Origin of the sequence: Ehrlichia japonica (assembly GCF_000632845.1) — a bacterium.
Classification (GTDB): Bacteria; Pseudomonadota; Alphaproteobacteria; order Rickettsiales; family Anaplasmataceae; genus Ehrlichia; species Ehrlichia japonica.
In genome coordinates, this window is sequence record NZ_CP007474.1 from 1116643 (window position 1) to 1136008 (window position 19366).

17 protein-coding genes and 1 tRNA gene are annotated in these 19366 nt (G+C 28.9%); 12 read left to right on the forward strand and 6 right to left on the reverse strand.

Annotated elements, in window-relative coordinates; translation table 11 throughout:
* Positions 1 to 214: 214 nt before the first annotated feature.
* On the reverse strand, positions 215 to 877 hold the full coding sequence (locus EHF_RS04370; protein ID WP_044195651.1) for a heme exporter protein CcmB: 663 nt from the start codon (positions 875 to 877) through the stop codon (positions 215 to 217).
* A 110-nt stretch (positions 878 to 987) separates the two neighbouring features.
* On the opposite strand from EHF_RS04370, the gene EHF_RS04375 reads away from it, so the two are divergent.
* Entirely contained in the window at positions 988 to 1446 is a 459-nt protein-coding gene (locus tag EHF_RS04375) for a TraR/DksA family transcriptional regulator (RefSeq protein ID WP_044195653.1), read from the forward strand.
* A gap of 112 nt (positions 1447 to 1558) precedes the next feature.
* Here the strand turns inward: EHF_RS04375 and EHF_RS04380 are convergent, their stop codons facing one another.
* Positions 1559 to 2521 carry a complex I NDUFA9 subunit family protein gene (locus EHF_RS04380; protein ID WP_044195657.1) on the reverse strand — a complete coding sequence of 321 codons (963 nt, stop codon included), beginning with the start codon at positions 2519 to 2521 and terminating at the stop codon, positions 1559 to 1561.
* Between the two features lie 399 nt (positions 2522 to 2920).
* On the reverse strand, positions 2921 to 4930 hold the full coding sequence (locus tag EHF_RS04385; protein WP_044195957.1) for an ATP-dependent DNA helicase RecG: 2010 nt from the start codon (positions 4928 to 4930) through the stop codon (positions 2921 to 2923).
* Positions 4931 to 5070: 140 nt separating this feature from the next.
* On the opposite strand from EHF_RS04385, the gene EHF_RS04390 reads away from it, so the two are divergent.
* Complete coding sequence (locus tag EHF_RS04390; protein ID WP_044195660.1) at positions 5071 to 5622, forward strand: phosphopantothenoylcysteine decarboxylase; 552 nt, start codon at positions 5071 to 5073, stop codon at positions 5620 to 5622.
* Between the two features lie 189 nt (positions 5623 to 5811).
* Here the strand turns inward: EHF_RS04390 and mnmE are convergent, their stop codons facing one another.
* Together mnmE and dapD are read right to left on the reverse strand one after the other, a co-directional pair.
* Positions 5812 to 7131 (reverse strand): tRNA uridine-5-carboxymethylaminomethyl(34) synthesis GTPase MnmE, encoded by a 1320-nt coding sequence (gene mnmE, locus EHF_RS04395; protein ID WP_044195661.1) that lies wholly within the window; start codon positions 7129 to 7131, stop codon positions 5812 to 5814.
* A 474-nt stretch (positions 7132 to 7605) separates the two neighbouring features.
* Entirely contained in the window at positions 7606 to 8445 is an 840-nt protein-coding gene (gene dapD / locus EHF_RS04400) for a 2,3,4,5-tetrahydropyridine-2,6-dicarboxylate N-succinyltransferase (protein WP_044195664.1), read from the reverse strand.
* 204 nt (positions 8446 to 8649) lie between these two features.
* On the opposite strand from dapD, the gene EHF_RS04405 reads away from it, so the two are divergent.
* Both EHF_RS04405 and xseA read left to right on the forward strand, forming a co-directional pair.
* Positions 8650 to 9318 (forward strand): zinc-ribbon domain-containing protein, encoded by a 669-nt coding sequence (locus EHF_RS04405; RefSeq protein ID WP_044195667.1) that lies wholly within the window; start codon positions 8650 to 8652, stop codon positions 9316 to 9318.
* Positions 9315 to 10481, forward strand: a complete 1167-nt coding sequence (xseA, locus tag EHF_RS04410) for an exodeoxyribonuclease VII large subunit (RefSeq protein WP_044195669.1) — start codon at positions 9315 to 9317, stop codon at positions 10479 to 10481. The genes EHF_RS04405 and xseA overlap by 4 nt, the downstream gene beginning before the upstream one ends.
* Before the next feature lie 444 nt (positions 10482 to 10925).
* Here the strand turns inward: xseA and EHF_RS04415 are convergent, their stop codons facing one another.
* On the reverse strand, positions 10926 to 12110 hold the full coding sequence (locus tag EHF_RS04415) for a phosphoglycerate kinase (protein WP_084475747.1): 1185 nt from the start codon (positions 12108 to 12110) through the stop codon (positions 10926 to 10928).
* Positions 12111 to 12870: 760 nt separating this feature from the next.
* Between EHF_RS04415 and EHF_RS04420 the strand changes: the two genes are divergently transcribed.
* The 8 genes from EHF_RS04420 (at position 12871) to virB9 (ending at position 19346) form a co-directional block, all read left to right on the forward strand.
* The gene (locus EHF_RS04420) at positions 12871 to 13302 is read left to right on the forward strand and encodes a hypothetical protein (RefSeq protein ID WP_044195671.1); all 432 of its coding nucleotides are present in this window, start codon (positions 12871 to 12873) and stop codon (positions 13300 to 13302) included.
* A 269-nt stretch (positions 13303 to 13571) separates the two neighbouring features.
* A complete protein-coding gene (dapF, locus tag EHF_RS04425) occupies positions 13572 to 14378 on the forward strand; it encodes a diaminopimelate epimerase (protein WP_044195675.1) in 807 nt (268 codons plus the stop codon).
* A gap of 84 nt (positions 14379 to 14462) precedes the next feature.
* Positions 14463 to 14942 (forward strand): hypothetical protein, encoded by a 480-nt coding sequence (locus tag EHF_RS04430; RefSeq protein WP_044195678.1) that lies wholly within the window; start codon positions 14463 to 14465, stop codon positions 14940 to 14942.
* A gap of 74 nt (positions 14943 to 15016) precedes the next feature.
* The gene (locus EHF_RS04435; RefSeq protein WP_044195681.1) at positions 15017 to 16084 is read left to right on the forward strand and encodes a methyltransferase domain-containing protein; all 1068 of its coding nucleotides are present in this window, start codon (positions 15017 to 15019) and stop codon (positions 16082 to 16084) included.
* A gap of 407 nt (positions 16085 to 16491) precedes the next feature.
* Positions 16492 to 16580, forward strand: a tRNA-Leu gene (locus tag EHF_RS04440).
* Positions 16581 to 16599: 19 nt separating this feature from the next.
* The gene (locus tag EHF_RS04445) at positions 16600 to 17700 is read left to right on the forward strand and encodes a GTP cyclohydrolase II (protein ID WP_044195682.1); all 1101 of its coding nucleotides are present in this window, start codon (positions 16600 to 16602) and stop codon (positions 17698 to 17700) included.
* Positions 17701 to 17839: 139 nt separating this feature from the next.
* Positions 17840 to 18544: a VirB8 family type IV secretion system protein gene (locus EHF_RS04450; protein WP_044195963.1), complete on the forward strand. Its 705-nt coding sequence runs from the start codon at positions 17840 to 17842 to the stop codon at positions 18542 to 18544.
* On the forward strand, positions 18531 to 19346 hold the full coding sequence (virB9, locus tag EHF_RS04455) for a P-type conjugative transfer protein VirB9 (protein WP_198015092.1): 816 nt from the start codon (positions 18531 to 18533) through the stop codon (positions 19344 to 19346). Before EHF_RS04450 ends, virB9 begins: the two co-directional genes overlap by 14 nt.
* Positions 19347 to 19366 lie beyond the last annotated feature (20 nt).

Sequence of the window (19366 nt, forward strand, 5' to 3'; positions counted from 1 at the left end):
CTTGTTGTATGAACTATTTCTCAAACTGTTAAATATTAATGAGAAATATCTTATAAAAGTTAATCACACTCAACAGCAAGCCTAATTACAAACGATACAAATATCACACTGATAGGTATTAACCCAGCAACAATTAATCCAAGTAACATTTAAATCTGCCTTGTATAAACCATTTTTCAGACTGTTAAATATTAATGAGAAATACCTTATAAGTTTAATCATACTCAACAGCAAGCTTAATTGCAAACGATACAAATATCACACTAATAGGTATTAACCCAGCAACAATTAATCCAAGTAACATTAAATTTGCCTCGTATAAACCATTTCTTAAGCCGTCAAATACAAGGCTAAAATATACTAATACCGGAATCATAATAGGCAATGTCAAAATTTGCGCTATTATCACACCAACACTTTTTCCCAATACTAAAGTATCACCTACGGCTGATATAAAGCTAATTACTAGTAAGCTAATTCCTAAAGATAAACCTAAACCTAAAGTAGCATATATGTCACTCTCTAAAATTACAAAATCTATGAACATGGAAATAATACTTACTGGTATTCCTATACAAATCCAATGCGACAAAATTTTAAAAAATATCACTAGTTCTATCATACTATCCTGTATTAATACTTGTTCTAAAGATCCATTAGCATAATCACTGTCAAACAAATTACACATAGACATATGCATAGTAGAAATACTACAAATCCATAAAATAGTTGGTAGAGCTTTTTCTATTCCAGTATTCTTCATAGTAAATAATGCTGTACTAACTATTAATATAAAAAGAATAATTGCATTTAAAAGATTACCTTTCCTACTTATTAATAACCTTAACTCATGCATTAACATGCTACTATTGCGCATATTCAGCTCACAACTGATAAAAACATTATTATTATATCACATATCATACATGAATTTTTAATCAACTATATTTAAATTATTGCTAGTTGTATCACAAATAAGGAATACAAATGTTGAAAAAAAACTATAATACTAAATTCCCTGAAGATGAAGATGACAGCAATTACATGAATCACAAACAATTAGAATACTTCCGGCAAAAACTGCTTAAATGGCGTGAGATATTACAAAAAGAGTCTGAAGAATTAGCTGCAGAATTATTACGACCACAAGCTGATGCAGATTTAACAGATATGGCAACAAGAGAGCATAATATCGTACTACTCTTAAATACTAGGAAAAGAAATGATGCACTGATAATAGAGATAAATAAAGCTATCCAACGAATAGATGATGGATTATATGGTTATTGTGAAGAAACAGGAGAAAAGATTGGCCTTGCAAGACTTGAAGCAAATCCTATCACATTATACTCTATAGAAGAACAAGAAAGGCGAGAAAAACAACAAAAACTTTATAGTAATGACCAAGAAAATGATTACAGCAATAATTTCTTAAATGATAATTAAATGTAAATTTAACCTACAACTTACAAAGTAATGACATTAAAATTCTGGATGTAGATTATTTATATGCATTATAAAAGTTAGACAGCAACCTAGTTTACATATGGATATAAGATTAAAAATTCTTATAAATCTGTAAATATTTAGGAACTATATCTTCAACAGATGAAAATTCGATTCCCATATTTTTTAAGCTATCTACAGGATATATATCATGAGATTCAGTCATATCTCTAATAAATTTAATCTGATCTCTTGTTAGCATTGGATCTGTAGTTCCAGTAATAAGCTTTAAAAAAATAGAAACAATTCTCAATTCACAAAAAAAAGCTAATCCATTTGCTATACTAAAAGGAATATTAATAAGTTTACTTTTTCTATTTGTAACGCTTAGAATAAAACTCAATAACTCTTTAAATGAATAAGTATAAGGCCCACAAACATTATATAATTTACTTGTAACTGAATTTTCAATAACATTAAATACAAACCTAGCAAGATCATCAACATAAATAGGTTGGAAAACGGCACGCCCACCCCCTATAACCGGCAAAAATGGACAAATCATTGATAACTGTGCAAATTTATTAAAAAACTTATCTTCTGGACCAAAAACTAAATTGGGCCTTATAATCACTGCGTCAGGAAAAGCTGACTTCACGAGACTTTCCCCCATTAATTTACTTTTTGCATAATCAGATTTTTGTATTTCAGTAATTCCCATCACTGAAAAATGTATCATTAACTTTACATTACAACTTTTTGCAGCTTTAGCTATATTTTCTGCCGCTCTAGCATGTATATCGTAAAAAGTAGATTTCTTTACATTATATAAAGTACCAAGTAAATTTATAACAATATTACAACCACGTATATGTTCTACTATCTCTTCACTGTTAACAACATTGCCTCCTATAACTTCTATTTGTCCCAAATTTCCACATAATTTTAACTGCTTTGCCTTTTCTGGATATCTAGTAAAAATTTTAATCACATATCCATCATCAGCAAAGTATTTTACCAAGTATCTACCTATAAAACCACTCCCTCCAAACATAATGACACGCTTTATAGACATGTTAATACCTCAACCTTATACGTAACAATAATTATATTACAGAGATAACTTAATAGTCTTTTTATATAAAAGCCTTAAAAAAACAACTTGCATTCAAATCAACATTTTTATACAAGCAAAATTATAAACTCCTATGCAGTTTTTCATAACTGCACTGTTATATAATATCAAAAATCACAAAAAATAAAATTGGTATTATCCATAAGTAGATAACTATCTACATCTAATAAAAAGACCATTTCTTAAAAAGCAAGAAATCCATAGACATCACTCAACGTATAACGTACTACCTCAAATCTTTCATAATCTTTTATTTATAATTGCTTCCTTAAGAATATTCGAAATCTATAAAAATTTCTCACCTACACAAACAATTCTGTTAAAAATGAAAACTATTCGTCAATAATTTATAACAGAAGCCTCATAACCAAACATGTACAATAACTGAGTTAAATGATCATCTAATTCTGTCTTGCTCATATTAAGAATCTCTTCTGCTTGCTTAGTAGCAATAGAAATAAGGGATTGATCTTTATAAATATCTGCAAATTTAAAATTTGATAATCCTGACTGTTTTACTCCTAAAACATCTCCACTACCACGTAACAATAAATCTTGTTCAGCTATGTAAAATCCATCCTGAAATTTACGTAATATACACAGCTTTTTATAGGCAATCTTACTCAGTATATTTCCATGCAATAAAATACAGAATGAAGATTTATCACTACGGCCAACCCTACCACGTAGTTGATGAAGCTGTGATAGACCGAATTGTTCGGCATTCTCTATAATAATTATAGTAGCATCAGGCACATCAACTCCTACTTCTATTACAGTAGTTGCAACCAACAACTTAATATTCCCATTATAAAAAGAGACCATAACTTCATCTTTTTCAACTTTAGATAAACGACTATGTACCAAACCTACTTCCTTGCCAAACACTTCTTTTAAAGTAGCAAAACGTTTTTCAGCTGCTGCAATATCTACTAATTCTGAATCTTCAATATAAGGGCAAATCCAATATGCCTTATTACCTTCTTGTAAAGCCAGTTGCAATTTTGATATAACTTCAGATAATCTTTCAATGTTTACAACACTAGTTTGTATAGGCAATCGATTATGAGGCTTATCTTTAAGCCTTAAACAATCTATATCTCCATACACTACTTGTTCTAATGTTCTGGGAATAGGCGTAGCTGTCATAAAAAGAATATCAGCCATATTACCCCCCTTACGAACTAGCCTCATTCTTTGTAAGACTCCAAATCTCTGCTGTTCATCAATGATAATTAAGTTAAGATCGTTAAAATCAACACTATCTTGAAACAAAGCATGAGTTCCAACAACTATTTCACATTCACCAAATTGCAATTTTTTTCTAATATTCTGTTTCCTTTTTACCTTGCTTGTTAATAACTCAATATTCACTGGAATATCAGACAGTATTTCCTGCATCCAACGATAATGTTGCTCTGCTAATATCTCAGTAGGAACCATAAAAGCCACCTGACCTCCATTTTCTATAACATTTAAAATAGCAAATAAAGCTACTACTGTTTTTCCACTACCCACATCTCCTATCAATAGTTTTACCATCCTATTTTCTGATGCTTGGCTCTTTGTAATCTCAGATATTACTTCTTCCTGCCCTGTTGTTAACTTAAAAGGTAGTTTATTTAAAATATCATTGTGGTATATCTGCTTACTTACAATAGAGATACCTTTCTGATAATCAAATTTCCTTACCATTTTTATAGAGATTTGATGACTCAATAATTCATCATATGCTAATCTTACCCTATGTAAAGACACAGTTTCAAGTGTATCTGGATGATGTATTTTTATTAAACTTTCCTTCCAGCTATCCCACTTATTCTTTCTTAACAATTTTTCATCTATCCACTCTGGAAAATCAGGCAACAACTTTACACTTAGCTTTACTAACTTTGAAATTCTTTTAGAAGTTAATCCTCTAATTAGTGGATAAACAGGTTCTATAATACTAATGTCCTGAAATTTTTTAATATCTGTTATAATATAATCTGGATGCGTAATCTGCAAACATCCAAAAAACCTTACCAAGGTACCACTTATTACACATGCTGACCCTACTTTTAACACATTTCTCAAATACTTTAATGAGTAATTAAAAAAAATTAATGATATTTCACCAATACATGTATTAAGTATAATTTTATACTGGGATTTTCTTCTACCACCAATAAAACCATGGTATTTAACAGTACCAATAAAAGTTACAATTTTACCCACAGCATCTTCAGATAACCCAGTTCTTCTGTCAACATAACTTTGTGGTATATGAAATAACAAATCTATAATTTTATCACCACCACATAACTTTTTTAATAAATTACCTACTATATTATTAACACCCGGTAACATATATATACTAGAAAATATGCTTAAGTTGCACATTTAACTATAATCCTACATTAAATTAATACATCAAGTTATTATAAATATTAAATTTTGAATATACAAAAATATATGATAGAAATTGAATGTTTACCTAATTTTATCTTATGAAAATTTTACTAGTAATATCAGGAAGTATAGCAGCATACAAATCTTTAGATCTGATAAGAAAATTACAGGAAAATAATCACACAGTTACTGGCATAATAAGTAAATCTGGAGAAAGGTTTATTACCCCACTATCAATAGCATCATTATCTGGAAATCCTGTATACACCGATGCAGATTTTTTTAACGTTCATAATAGTATGCATCATATATCATTAACAAGAAATTCAGATATTTTACTAGTAGCACCTGCAACACTAGATATAATAGCAAAAACAGCACACGGTATTGCTGACGAGCTAGCTACAACTGTTTTAATTGCTTCAAATATTCCCATTATCATGGTTCCAGCTATGAACCCTGTAATGTGGAGTTCAAAAGCAAATCAACGTAATATTAACTGTTTGAAAAGCGATAATATAATAATTATTGAACCTAAAGAAGGATTAGCAATTTGCAATGAACACGGATTAGGTAAAATGGCTGAAATCCAAGAAATAGTCTCATTTATAGAAAATCTTCAAAAAACTCAACATACAGACAAAAAATAAAATTACTAAACGTAACAATTATGCAAGAACACATTGTATCAATTTTTATATCTATTAAAAATACTTTATACAACTTCCTATAAGTTTGAAATAAGCTTACAAAGAACAAACATAATAGTTATGCATATTCACACTACATTACGAATTTAAATATTCATACATATGCAAATTAATGATGCAAAATACATATCATTTTCCTATACAAAATTTACTGAATACATTATCTAATATGTCCTCATCACTAATAACACCCACTACTTTTCCTAACTCCCTTACAGACAATCTTAAGTCCTCTGAAATTATCTCAATAGGTAACTTTAAATCTATAGTTTTTATAATATTTAAAGTATTTTGAATATGCGTTCTTTGCCTTTCAGAGGTAATAAAAGGGTTAGCACTACAAGAGTGAAAATCTTTTTCTACTTTATGTTTGATTGAGTTCAATAAATTTTCAATTCCAGTGTTGCAATATATAGAGATTGGAACAAAACTAAAATTAAAAACAGATATTAATTTCTGATCTGTAACATCATCAGCTTTACTTAAAATGCATATAGATTTATCGTCTATTAAATTCATAATCTCACTATTAAAAACATCTCGTTTCTCGTAAGGAAGCATCACTATTTTAAAATCAGCATCTTCAGCCCTTAACTTTGTACGTCTTATTCCTTCTTGCTCCACTGGATCACTACTATCTCTAATGCCTGCAGTATCGACAATAATAATTGGATATCCAGCTACATCTATATGTGCCTCTAAAGTATCCCTAGTAGTACCAGCATATTCAGAAACAATAGCAATATCTCTTTTCGCTAAATGATTAAATAAAGTAGATTTTCCAGAATTAGGTTCTCCAACAATTGCAACATAGATACCTTGGCGTAATCTTTCACCCTTTCGATCATCATTAAGATGATCTTCTAAAGACTCCTGCAAATTATTTAATGAATCACCAATATTAGCCATAGCAGAGCTACTAACTTCCTCTGGAAAATCAATATAAGCTTCTATATTAGATAACATATCAATCAACTGTTGCCGCCAATTTTGGTACAATTTTTCTAAAGCCCCAGACATTTGCCTTATAGCTTGTTTAGCCTGCATCTCTGTTTCAGAATTTATAAGATCTACTATTGCTTCAGCTTTAGTCAAATCAACTTTATTATTTAAAAAAGCACGCAAAGAAAACTCGCCTGGCCCAGCAGGAATAAAAATTTTTCCAAGCTCAGCTAATATCATTTTAATAACAGCAAGACTACCATGAGTATGAAATTCAATAACATCTTCTCCAGTAAAGCTATTCGGAGCAACAAAATATACTACTATTATTTCATCTATTACTTCCCCATTCTTATTGTATAAAGGAGTAAATGTTGCAGTTCTTGGTTTAATATTATTACTAATTCCAAAATGTACAAATGCTTTCGCAGCATCTTTACCAGAGATCCTAATCACAGCTACTCCAGACTTCCCCCATGGAGTACATAACGCAAAAATTGTAGTCATTATTATCAAATAGCAGAAATTATCCTAAGATTTTAGCATTATTAAAATAAAATTCACTATATTATAAACAGAAAATTATACTCCCATTAAAAAGCATAAATTTTCTAACATATGAAAAGTTATTATGTTACTGAATAACTGCATGGGCATTAACTTTTTTTTCAAAGTATACCAATTAACTTTTGTATTTACAGAAAAACATAATATAAAAAATCTTCTCAGATTTGTATTAAAACTGTACAGATAACTAACTTATTATCATTTATAACATATACAATTTATAGTTCATATGCTCACACTTTCTCATATTCAAAAACATAAACTCAAGCCCTTTAGGCATATATACTTAAGGGCTGATTATTCATCAGCATATACTTAAATCAAAGTACTCATAGAAACTACTTATAACCTATAAATGGCTTTTTCTCGTTCTAAACATTCTAATGTAATTAGAAAAATTGTAAGGATTGTGTGTTAAGAATTATCCCTTAAAAGTTCATTGATAGACACTTTATTTCTAGTTTTATTATCAACTTTTTTAACAATAACAGCACAATACAATGATAAATTACCACTACCATAAGAACCAGGTACTACTACAGAATATGGAGGAACTCTTCCATAAAATACTTCACCAGACGCTCTATCGATAATTCTAGTAGAAGCTCCAATATAAACGCCCATAGCAATTACTGCACCTTCACCTATTATTACACCTTCAACAATTTCACTACGAGCACCAATAAAACAATTATCTTCTACAACAACAGGTCTAGAATTTAATGGCTCTAATACACCACCTACTCCTGCACCTCCAGAAATATGACAATGTTTACCAATCTGAGCACAACTTCCAATAGATGCCCAAGTATCAATCATAGTACCTTCATCTATATACGCACCTACATTCACAAAACTAGGCATCAGTACTACATTAGGCGCAATATAAGCAGATTTACGAACCATTGAGCCAGGGACAGCTCTAATCTTTGCTTGTTTAAAATCATCAGCACCCCATTTACCAAATTTCAACTGTACCTTATCAAACCAACACAAACTACCAAGAATTGAATTTGCACTACTAATTTCTGCAAAGCTCATATCATATAAACGGAAACACAGTAATATAGCTTTTTTTACCCACTCATTCACTATCCACTGACCTTCTATTTTTTCACATACGCGGATTTTACCTTGATCTAAAAGATCCATAACCTCATCAACAACTTTTCTAACTGAAGCATTACCAGAAAGATCAGCTAAATTATTCCAGGCATCCTCAATCACTTCTTGAAAATCACAAACATTTACCACATTTATACCCAATTCTTACAAAAAATTTTAGTTTAACAACACAGACAATAAAACACAAATGGTTTTATCTTATTACAACTATCTCACATGTTGTAATATCTAGCCTAATTAAAATTATCAAGGGTTGTAAATCACATACATTATAGACATGTTTGTAATAATACACTATATATGTTATTATCATATAATTAGCAACTTGTGTTAATGCGAATAGAATGCAAAAATTGTAATGCAGTTTATAGAGTAGACAGTAAAAAATTCCCTACTAGTGGAAAAAAAGTTAGATGCACAAGCTGTAATAATACGTGGACACATATCTATACACGGGATAAAATTGTAGATCACTCTGAAAAGAAATACACAAATAAAAAATTCACAGCCAATCCCAACTTACAGGATAGTAATAACACTTCACATAATAATTCTACTAAGAGCAATTTTCTTTTTAAGAAAACACTATCAATAATTGTAATGGCATTATTGATATTTTCCATATCTGTTATGCTTCAAAACAATATGCCATACAAAATCAGGAAATTTTATCGTATAATAGAAATGTATGATACAACAAACATACAGTTAGCACATTCTGAGGTTAAAATCTTAAAAAATGATAAAAATAACATTGCAATAAAAGTTGAAGGAGTTATCAAGAATCAATCTAATCACGAAAGATTCATACCTGGTATACATTTTGTATTTTATAACAAACAGAAAAAAGCCCTTTCTGCAGAAAAATTAAATCAACACAAAACTGATATTATTCCTAGTAAAAAAGACTATAAATTTGAACACATAATACATTACGTACCAAAAGATACTGACAGTATACAAATAAAAATAGGAAATTTATTTGAGATTGCCTTTTTATGATACCAGAGTTTACTGTCAGTGAAGTCACAAGAATTTTTCAAAATTTCGTACATGAAACATTTACTCACATAAAAGTTAGAGGAGAAATTAGTAATTTATCACGTCCAAATTCTGGACACACATATTTTACACTAAAGGACTCTGCTGCTGTACTTAATGCAGTATGCTGGAATAATACTAAAATTGAATTTGATCTAAAAAATGGGTTAGAAGTCATATGCTCTGGATTTCTAACAACCTATCAATCAAAATATCAACTGATAACAGAAACAATGTTATTAGCTGGAATAGGTAACTTAAAAATAATGCTTGAACAAAGAAAAGCAAAATTAGAAAAAGAAGGACTTTTCGATCAATTAAACAAAAAACCTTTACCCTTATTACCTAAAATTATAGGTGTGATTACATCTACCACTGGAGCAGTGATTAACGATATACTCAATAGAGTAAAAAGTCGTTTTCCAAGCCATATAGTCATATCTCCAGTATCTGTACAAGGGAATGAATCTATTAATCAAATTATAAGTGCAATATCAAAACTAAATAATTCTGATATAAACAAACCAGATGTAATAATCATTGCTAGAGGAGGAGGTAGTATAGAAGATCTGTGGATTTTCAATGACGAATCAATAGTAAGAGCAGTAACCAAATCTAGCATTCCTATAGTTTCTGCAATCGGACATGAAACTGACTTTACTTTAATTGATTACGCAGCAGATATACGTGCCCCTACACCTACAGCTGCAGTAGAAATTGTTCTACCAACAAAAACTCAATTAATAGACCTCATAGACAGTAAATTCAACAAAATAAAAGCAACTTTACACTATAAGATAAATACAAAAAAAGAACAATTGTTTTACCTACACAACAACTTAATAAAAACTAAACACCAAATTAAAGTATTAAAACTCCAGCTATTTGAATATACAAACAAAATAGAAGTATTACTAAAAATATTGTTATTAAATAAGAAAAAATCCTTAAGTGATTTATATCATAAAATCAACAAATTTAATAAACAAAAAACATTAGAAGCAGGATATGCTGTATTATATGATAAGAATCTTAATCATATTAATAGTATAAAAAAACTACAACCAAATGATATTATATTAATTGAGCTAGAAGATGGAACAATAGAAGCTATAATAAAATAGGAAATTATATTTTTACTATTTTTTTAATATATCAATATTAACCAGCAAGTTAATTAACAATTGAAAATTATGCATCGTCAATTATAGTGTCTTTAAATAACGTTACAAGAAGCAATTAGTTTAACTCATCCCAGATATTTAACATTCAAAATCATATGACAAAACTACTGTTAAAATAATATCTGGATTTACATCTATTGCACATTATGTCTTTTATAATAAAAAATTCCCTAAGAAAAATTAAACCTAATATAAAACACCGACATTATTCACAATAAAAAGACTACAGATTTAAATACACATATAGGTAAATATTGCAAGATAAAATAAGCATACTTATAAGAACTACTATGCTTTTAAAAAGATATATTTCAATCAGTGTCCAATCAATCTTCACACACATTTTTAAAGATACCACCTTTAGAACTTATATTATCTTTAAAATTATGCAATACTTAAAAAATGCAATAAAGCTCCTCCCCCTGTAGAAATATAAGTAAAGTCTTCATTTGAAAGACCAGATAATTTTATTGCACATATACTATCTCCACCTCCAACAATACTTTTAAGCTTTCCTACTTTAGTCAACCTTGACAATAAGTTCGCAACACTAAACGTCCCTTTAGAAAAAGATTCCTTTTCAAACATCCCGCATGGACCATTCCATAGAACTGTCCTACATTTATTTACCGTAGCAGCAATTATATTAATAGTTTGGGGACCTATATCCAATATTACATCATCAGATTCTAAGGTATCATTGTCTTTTATCATACTTTTTTCATAAACAGAATTTTTAGCTACCACGTAATCAACGGGAATAATAATTTTACATTCATACCTCTTAGCAAGATCCATAATTTCTGTTACAAGATCTTTTTCCAATTTTTCATACAATGATTTTCCTATTTTTAAACCTTGTGATAATAAAAAATTATTTGCAATTGCTCCTCCTACTATCAAAAAATCTATCTTTCTTATTAAATTTTTTAACATATGAATTTTTGTTGATATTTTTGAACCACCAACTATTACTGCTACTGGTTTTTCACTATTTGAAACAACACAATTCAAGTATTTCATTTCTTCCTGAAAATTAAAACCAATAAAAGAAGGTATTACTCTCGTAATTGCATCTATAGAAGAATGTTTACGATGTAAACAAGAAAAAGCATCATTAACATATATATCAGCCAACAACGCAAGTTGTTTCGCAAAATTTAAATCATTTTTTTCTTCTTCTGCATAAAACCTTAAATTTTCTAGCAACAATACAGCTCCTGATGGAGCAGATTGTATTATTCGCTCTACATAATCTCCAACTACACCATCTATAAATATTACATTTGTTGCAAATACTTTACTTAAATACTCAACCAAAAATTTCAAGGAAAATTCTTTATCGTAAGATTTGGGACGACCATAATGCGACATTATTATAATCTTCGCATTATTACTCAATAAATATTTAATAGTCGTAGTTAATCTAACAATTCTCGTATCATCCAAGACTAGCCCATTATCTACTGGTACATTTAAGTCTGCACGCAGTAACACAGTTTTACCACTACAACTAAAATCTTGTATTTTTTTCATATTACAAAAAGTAAAATCATGGGACTTTAACATATAAGTTACCTTGTTTAACAACTTAATAAATTACTAAAATAGTTAAGTATATTTATAAACTATAGAAAATTTATTAGGTGTTTTTTACTACAAAATCAAATCTATTCTTATAGCAACATAAAACTCTATCATTATATTACACATTAAAACTAACATATAAACGAATACAGTCCTAAACTATATTATAAACAGGAAAAAATATTAAACTTTTATATTTATTAACTTGTTAAAAAATATTAACATCTTTAATATTATGTCAATTATTAAAACTACACCATATATATAATAAACACTGGGAAGTGTTATAATACTCCGTCACATTTCCTGTTTTTAATAATGTCATAAAATATTTAATGAACATACAATGTTAGAAACCATTATGCTCAACACTACTAAAGACTATGTATTTCTAGACAAATTTTACAAGTATCTATATACAAACACATAACCTTGAGTAGAAAAAACCCAACTTCTATCATAAGGTTAATTATAATAACTTAACATTCTAAAACTTAAGTGTAAGAAAACATCCGAAGAAGAAATACAGCTATTTGCCAACAACCATTTCACAATACCCCATCCAAAGATTCAGCCAGATAAAGTATCTTGTAATAAATAACAGAACTTAAGTAAACATAGACTTATAAAAGATGTATACACACCATCCATCAAAAAATTAATCTAAAAATAAATGCTGTTATTATATATTATTTAACTATCAGTATCTATAATGTCGTAATTGATTCTTTCAGGTAAAGAAATGTCAGATATTCCATCTATAAATAATAAGAACGACACAAAATATACTAAAATAACATGGGAAATAGTAAAAAATCAGAAATACAAACAAACACATTTATTACAAATATCCTGTTTATATATAATAACAATATATTCTAAGCACTATAACATATCTTTACCAGAAGACAATGTCATGAGTAACATACTATTAAGAATCAATACAACAATGGAATCAGTACTGTTAAATAAACTTCTCAGCATTGAAATACTAAAAGGTATTTCTTCTTATAAATTCATTAGCAAAAAAAAGAATAATATAGCAAGACTACAGGATATATCTCAATTTTTTAGCTCTAGTTTCAATATAAAACTTCCAAAAAGCATAGAAGAAAGCTTTATTGCTGAACACAAAGAAGCAGTACAGTTGTTAAAAGGTTCTATAAGTATATAATTGTTATACTGTTACATAAATCATGTACGGTCAAACATTTGCCGTTCTGTACAACTATTATTACAAAACTTAATTTGTAAGATTATTCATATTTTTAAATATATAATAGTTCCAACAATATTGGTATATTTATAGAAACAAATACATCCCTACACACAATTAGATAGTGGTCAGTACTTATCAAAAACATTTTATTTACAAAATAAATATTTGAAAATCTGTTAAAATTGATCACAATAATGATGCTACCATTTTCCTTTAGTATTATGATGATAGACTTTATAAAAATGCATGGCACACTTAATGATTTTGTAATTATAGATTGTAGAAAAAGATCTTATAATAACATTAACTATAAAGCCATTGCTAACAGGAAAACAGGAATTGGCTGTGATCAAATTATTGTTATAACAGAATCTGAAAAAGCTGATTGTTTCATGCACATATATAATGCAGATGGCAGCAAAGTTGGAATGTGTGGAAATGCTGCAAGGTGTGTAAGCTATTTATTAAGTAACGAAACACAAAATAACAATGTAACAATTGAACTATCTGATCGTATACTATCATGTTTAAGAACATCAGAAAACAGCGTACAAGTTAACATAGGAATAGCTAGATTCCATTGGACAGATATACCTACATCTCAAGAATGTGATACTTTACACTTACCCATAGAATTAGAAATGTTAAGTGATCCTGTAGGAGTAAATGTAGGGAATCCCCATGCAATATTTTTCGTTGACTCTATAGAAGCAATTCCATTAGATAAACTAGGACCGAAATTAGAAAACCATGACTTTTTCCCTGAAAAGGCAAATATCAGTATTGCAGAAATTGTGTCTAGAGATAAAATTAAACTTAGAGTTTGGGAACGTGGGACCGGAGAGACAGCTTCATGTGGTAGCGGTGCATGCGCAGCATTAGCTGCAGCAATAAGACGTCAGTATACTGACAACACAGCAACTATATACTTACAAGGTGGTAATTTATCAATATCATACCAGAGTGATAATACTATTTTAATGGAAGGAACGGTATCATATATATTTAATGGTACCTATTGTGCTCAATAAGTCACTGTCCTACTTTCTTAGATCAATAAACTTTTATACAGTATATAGTTATGTTACAATGCTAACGATAATAAACGAGTTTTTATGAAACTAAAAGAAGCAAACATAAATGGTGTCTTAGTTCTTTGTTTCGCACCTATAATAGTACTATACCATAGAATGCAAGTACTTTGTGCAAAAGGAGTTCTTTCATTAGGTGAAAGTGACGAATCTAACTATTTGCGTGCTGTAATGATTGGCTGCTTGAGTGTAGTGTTATGCTGCGTAATATATATAATGATACTAATTCATTTTAACATTAAGTTAATGCTATTTTTATTATCAAAAATCACAAGGAAAAATTTTAAAGCCCTTAATAATCTAATTTCCCGACTTATAGATGTACGTATAATACATTTTATAATATTACATATGCATTCAAAATTTCTGAAGCATATATCTTATAAAAACAAATTAAATAATAAATATGAGATGTACCAGGATCTTGCCTACAAGACTGACATAATAATTAAATCAATAGAGCATCATAGAAAGTTATATGAAAACTTTATCTTACCAATTTAAGAATATGTTTATGTTTATTCATTATAAAATATCTATGCTATATTAGTATCAAACAAAAATTTGACGAGTGGTGTATGAAAAGTAATTTCTTCATAGCAAAGCGTAATTTATCGTCTTTGATATTGAACATTAACAAAGCCATACCAAAACTACAGGATATTTCTCAATCCATAAAAAACAAAATCATTTCTATGAAAAATGAAGCTATTTTATTACAAAACAAACTAAAGAATTTACTCGAAACTAATATCGACCTTGGTCTATATCATTTTTATAAAGGAAATATATCCGATGCAAAATTCAGATTTCGCCTTATTAGTATTCTTAAACCTAAATTACCAATAGCATACTATAACCTTGGAAGATGTTACTTTGTTTTACAAAACTTAAATAAAGCACAACAAAATTTTATACAGGCAATAGAATTAGACAACAATTATGCAGATGCTTTATATTGCTTAAACAAAATAACAAATCCAGCAAGCATTGTATATGTACCTGAAAATATCATAAAGCAATACTTTGATTACACTAGTGAACATTTTGTGGAGCATTGGCTCATAGCAAAACAATACAAAGCTCACGAATATGTCAAATCTTTAATAATAAACTTTTTCGGTAATAAATCGTCACATCTGAATATCTTAGACCTAGGATGCGGTACTGGTATATGTGGTCAATTTCTAAAAATGAAGAACATAGGTAATCACATAACAGGTATCGATTTATCAAATAAAATGATCCATATAGCAAGAAGTTGTTTTGTAAATGGAAAACAAGCTTACAATGAACTAATAAATATAAACATTTTTGATTTTCTAAAGAAAAATCAAGATAAGAAAAAATATGATGTTATTATCTTAACAGAAGTACTGCAGTACACCGGTAGCTTAAATCCTATCTTTAAATTATTGAAAACAATGTTAGATACAAACGGTATTATTATTGGACTTGCAAGAAGAAAGAAAGGATCAGGGTTTCAATTTATCAACGAAGGAGATTTCTTCTGCCATTCAGATGAGTACATAAAATCTTCCATTACAAAATCAGGGTTACAGTGTAGCTATTCCAGTTATTGCAAAATATATGGATCACAAGTTGAAGGAGTACTTTTCGTAGCACAATCTTACACCAGCAGTTAGTAACATTATTATATAATTAGCCAATATAAACATCTATAAGATCAAAGAAAAATTCTTACATTAATTTAAAGTTATAAGTATATGTATAGTTTACTTACAATCAAAGTTTACCATTACACAACAAATCCATATTGTACAACCTTGTACGTTATCAACATTACATTCATACATTTTTCTAAATATTTTACAGCCTAAAAAAGCTTACTATTATGCATGATACTTTATTAACAAAGTAATAGTTAACTTACATTAAGAATAAATTCTTTTACAATAAATTCAATTTCAATTATAATAGGCATTATGTATGTATAAAATATCTTTTAAAAAATCAAAAAAAAGCTATTAATTTATGGTTAACAAGTTACGTTGACATGCACAGTAAATTTATTTAAGATTAAAGGTTATACGCGGTTGTGGTGGAATGGTAGACACGCAGCGTTGAGGTCGCTGTGGTTTGATAAAGACCTTGGAAGTTCGAGTCTTCTCGACCGCACCATGTAATATTTGAGTATAATATGGAAAATTTATTTAACAGCTTTCACTCCAATAAGTATATTACAGAAAAGTCTATTACAGAATTAAGGTGTGGTATCCCAGTATTACTATATAATAGCAATAATAATTTACTAATTTTTCCTAGTGAATTAGTAGATCATCTATTATTAAGCACACTCAAAAAACATTTTAAAGATATCAACATACTAGTAACTGGTAATAGGTTAAATTTCATCTTTCAATCCTCAGGAAATCAACTCTCTAGGATTAAAATCAAAGAATCTCATGATTTAGAATATATATCCTCTTTACTAATAGGCCAAGAATTTCATAATAAAGGATCTTTTGCCATTGACAATCTCATTACAAGTACAAATCCCTTAGATAAAACTGCTATCTCTCTAATAAAACTAACAAAGCTATTACCTTCAGCAATTGCGATTGATATCAGCAGTTCTAATATACTACAATGGTGTACTGAAAATAATATAACACCTATAAAACAAGAAATAATTGATAACTATAATGAAGAATATGAAATTCAAGAAGTATGCAGTTCTCCTTTATTTTTAAAAGACTGTCCCAACGCTAAAATAAACGTGTATAGATCACATACCGGAGAGCTTGAACATTATGCAATCATTATAGGAAGTCCAGATTATAACAACCCTATCATTAGAATTCATTCTTCGTGTTATACTGGTGACTTACTGAATAGCTTATCTTGCGATTGTAGATGTCAATTGCACACAGCTATAAAATTAATGATAGAAAATAAAGGTGGAATAATCTTATACTTAGCTCAAGATGGTCGTGGTATAGGATTAGCTAATAAAATAAGAACATATCAATTGCAGATCAAGCACAATTTTGATACTGTAGACGCCAACAGGTTTTTTGGATTTGAAGATGATGAAAGAGTATTTACTCCAGCTGTAAAAATACTACAGAAATTGGGAATTTCAAGACTACAACTACTTACAAACAATCCAAATAAAATTTCAGAAATTCAGAATAATGGCATACAAGTTACAAAAATATTACCTATTTTTGTTGACACAAACCAACATAATATTAATTATATCAATACTAAAGCTAAAAGATTAGGCCATGTTTGCTAGAAGTATTTTTTATGCTACTTTTACATACTAATGTTAATCTGATGTAAATAAATAAGGTATACACTCTAGAATTACCATTGATTGACAAAAGTTTTTATTTTTGTAAGCATAGCTTAAAGGTATAAGGTTGATGATACGTATGTTTAGTAAATTCAGAAAAAACAATAATAAGAATGATAACAACAAACCATCAGACACAAATTTAGAAACAACATACAGTTGGCATGTTAGCCGTTATAACTCAGTCGTTGTACAAAGGAATATGTTGCTGTTTTTTACTACGTTAGCACTAAGCGCAGTAGGAATTAGTGTTTTTGTCATTTCTAATATCAGCAAAAACAGAACTATTGAACCATTTGTGGTAGAAATAGAAAAAAAATCTGGGATCACAACTCTAGTCAATCCTATATCAGTAAAACAATATTCAGCAGATGAGGTTTTAAATAACCATTTCATAATAGAATATGTAAGATCTAGAGAACTTTTTGATCCTAATAATTTTCAATATAACTATTATACAAAAGTTCGTTTATTTTCTAACCAAACAATATACAGTGAGTTCCGCAACTGGATAAGGTTAAGTAACCCTGCAAGTCCTTTAAATTTATATGCAAATGTAACATCAGGACACTTAAAAATCAGATCTTTACAGCATTTACGTCCAGGAAATGTACAAATCAGATTTTCCTTAGAATTTAACCATCCAAACGGCACAATAAAAAAAGATAGAATAGCTACATTATCATTTGAATACGCAACTCTTGAAATGAACGAACAGGAAAGACAAATTAATCCTTTAGGATTCCAGATAACTTACTATAGGGCAGATGATGAATTTCTATAAAATTTATATAACATTACTACTAGTCTTAGTGATGATGTTTAATGGCAGCGCGTATGCCATCAACAGAGTTGATAATCCTATTACAGTAGATAGTAGGATCAAAACTTTTGTATATAGTAATAATGAAATTTATAATGTGGTCTTTAACTACGGTTATCACTCATACATTGAGTTTTCAAAAGGTGAAACTATAAAAATGTTGGCAATGGGTAACAATGTAGGATGGAAAGTAAAACCGGTTGATAATAAGCTCTTTATAATGCCATTAGAAAAGAATGGTAAAACAAACATGTTAATAGAAACAAACAAGGGAAGAAGTTATGCTTTTGACCTTATATGCCGCAGCACAAATGAATCTGGTGATGATAATGATGAAGCAGGATACTCTGAATTAAGAGATTTAGCATATATAGTACGCTTCTACTACCCAAAGACTGAAGAAGATTTTAAGTTGGAGCAGGCAAATCTACCAGATATTTCTATTCTTAGTACAGTACAAGACCCAAAAAAACACGTTGTAATAAAACCTAATAATACAAGTGATCACTATGTTATAAATACAAAATCAGAAAACAAGAAAACATCACCTGTAGAATTATTTGATGACGGAAAACTTACATACTTTAAATTTTCAAATAACAATCAAATTATTCCTCAAGTTTATATATATAATCATCTTAATAAAAAAATACCTTGCAAAATGTTATTACTACAAGATTATGTAATAATAGAGGGTGTACATAAGAACCTATATCTAGAATATAAGAGTGAATCTGTGAAAATCACTAATAAAAAACTATAATAAAACTTACCATGGTACAC

Coding starts and splice junctions, on each gene's coding strand:
- EHF_RS04370 (WP_044195651.1), bottom strand. CDS start 877: ATGCGCAATAGTAGCATGTTAATGCATGAGTTAAGGTTATTAATAAGT.
- EHF_RS04380 (WP_044195657.1), bottom strand. CDS start 2,521: ATGTCTATAAAGCGTGTCATTATGTTTGGAGGGAGTGGTTTTATAGGT.
- EHF_RS04405 (WP_044195667.1), top strand. CDS start 8,650: ATGCGAATAGAATGCAAAAATTGTAATGCAGTTTATAGAGTAGACAGT.
- mnmE (WP_044195661.1), bottom strand. CDS start 7,131: ATGACTACAATTTTTGCGTTATGTACTCCATGGGGGAAGTCTGGAGTA.
- virB9 (WP_198015092.1), top strand. CDS start 18,531: ATGAATTTCTATAAAATTTATATAACATTACTACTAGTCTTAGTGATG.
- EHF_RS04415 (WP_084475747.1), bottom strand. CDS start 12,110: ATGTTAAAGTCCCATGATTTTACTTTTTGTAATATGAAAAAAATACAA.
- EHF_RS04375 (WP_044195653.1), top strand. CDS start 988: ATGTTGAAAAAAAACTATAATACTAAATTCCCTGAAGATGAAGATGAC.
- EHF_RS04385 (WP_044195957.1), bottom strand. CDS start 4,930: ATGTTACCGGGTGTTAATAATATAGTAGGTAATTTATTAAAAAAGTTA.
- xseA (WP_044195669.1), top strand. CDS start 9,315: ATGATACCAGAGTTTACTGTCAGTGAAGTCACAAGAATTTTTCAAAAT.
- EHF_RS04435 (WP_044195681.1), top strand. CDS start 15,017: ATGAAAAGTAATTTCTTCATAGCAAAGCGTAATTTATCGTCTTTGATA.
- EHF_RS04430 (WP_044195678.1), top strand. CDS start 14,463: ATGAAACTAAAAGAAGCAAACATAAATGGTGTCTTAGTTCTTTGTTTC.
- dapF (WP_044195675.1), top strand. CDS start 13,572: ATGATAGACTTTATAAAAATGCATGGCACACTTAATGATTTTGTAATT.
- EHF_RS04445 (WP_044195682.1), top strand. CDS start 16,600: ATGGAAAATTTATTTAACAGCTTTCACTCCAATAAGTATATTACAGAA.
- EHF_RS04450 (WP_044195963.1), top strand. CDS start 17,840: ATGTTTAGTAAATTCAGAAAAAACAATAATAAGAATGATAACAACAAA.
- EHF_RS04420 (WP_044195671.1), top strand. CDS start 12,871: ATGTCAGATATTCCATCTATAAATAATAAGAACGACACAAAATATACT.
- EHF_RS04390 (WP_044195660.1), top strand. CDS start 5,071: ATGAAAATTTTACTAGTAATATCAGGAAGTATAGCAGCATACAAATCT.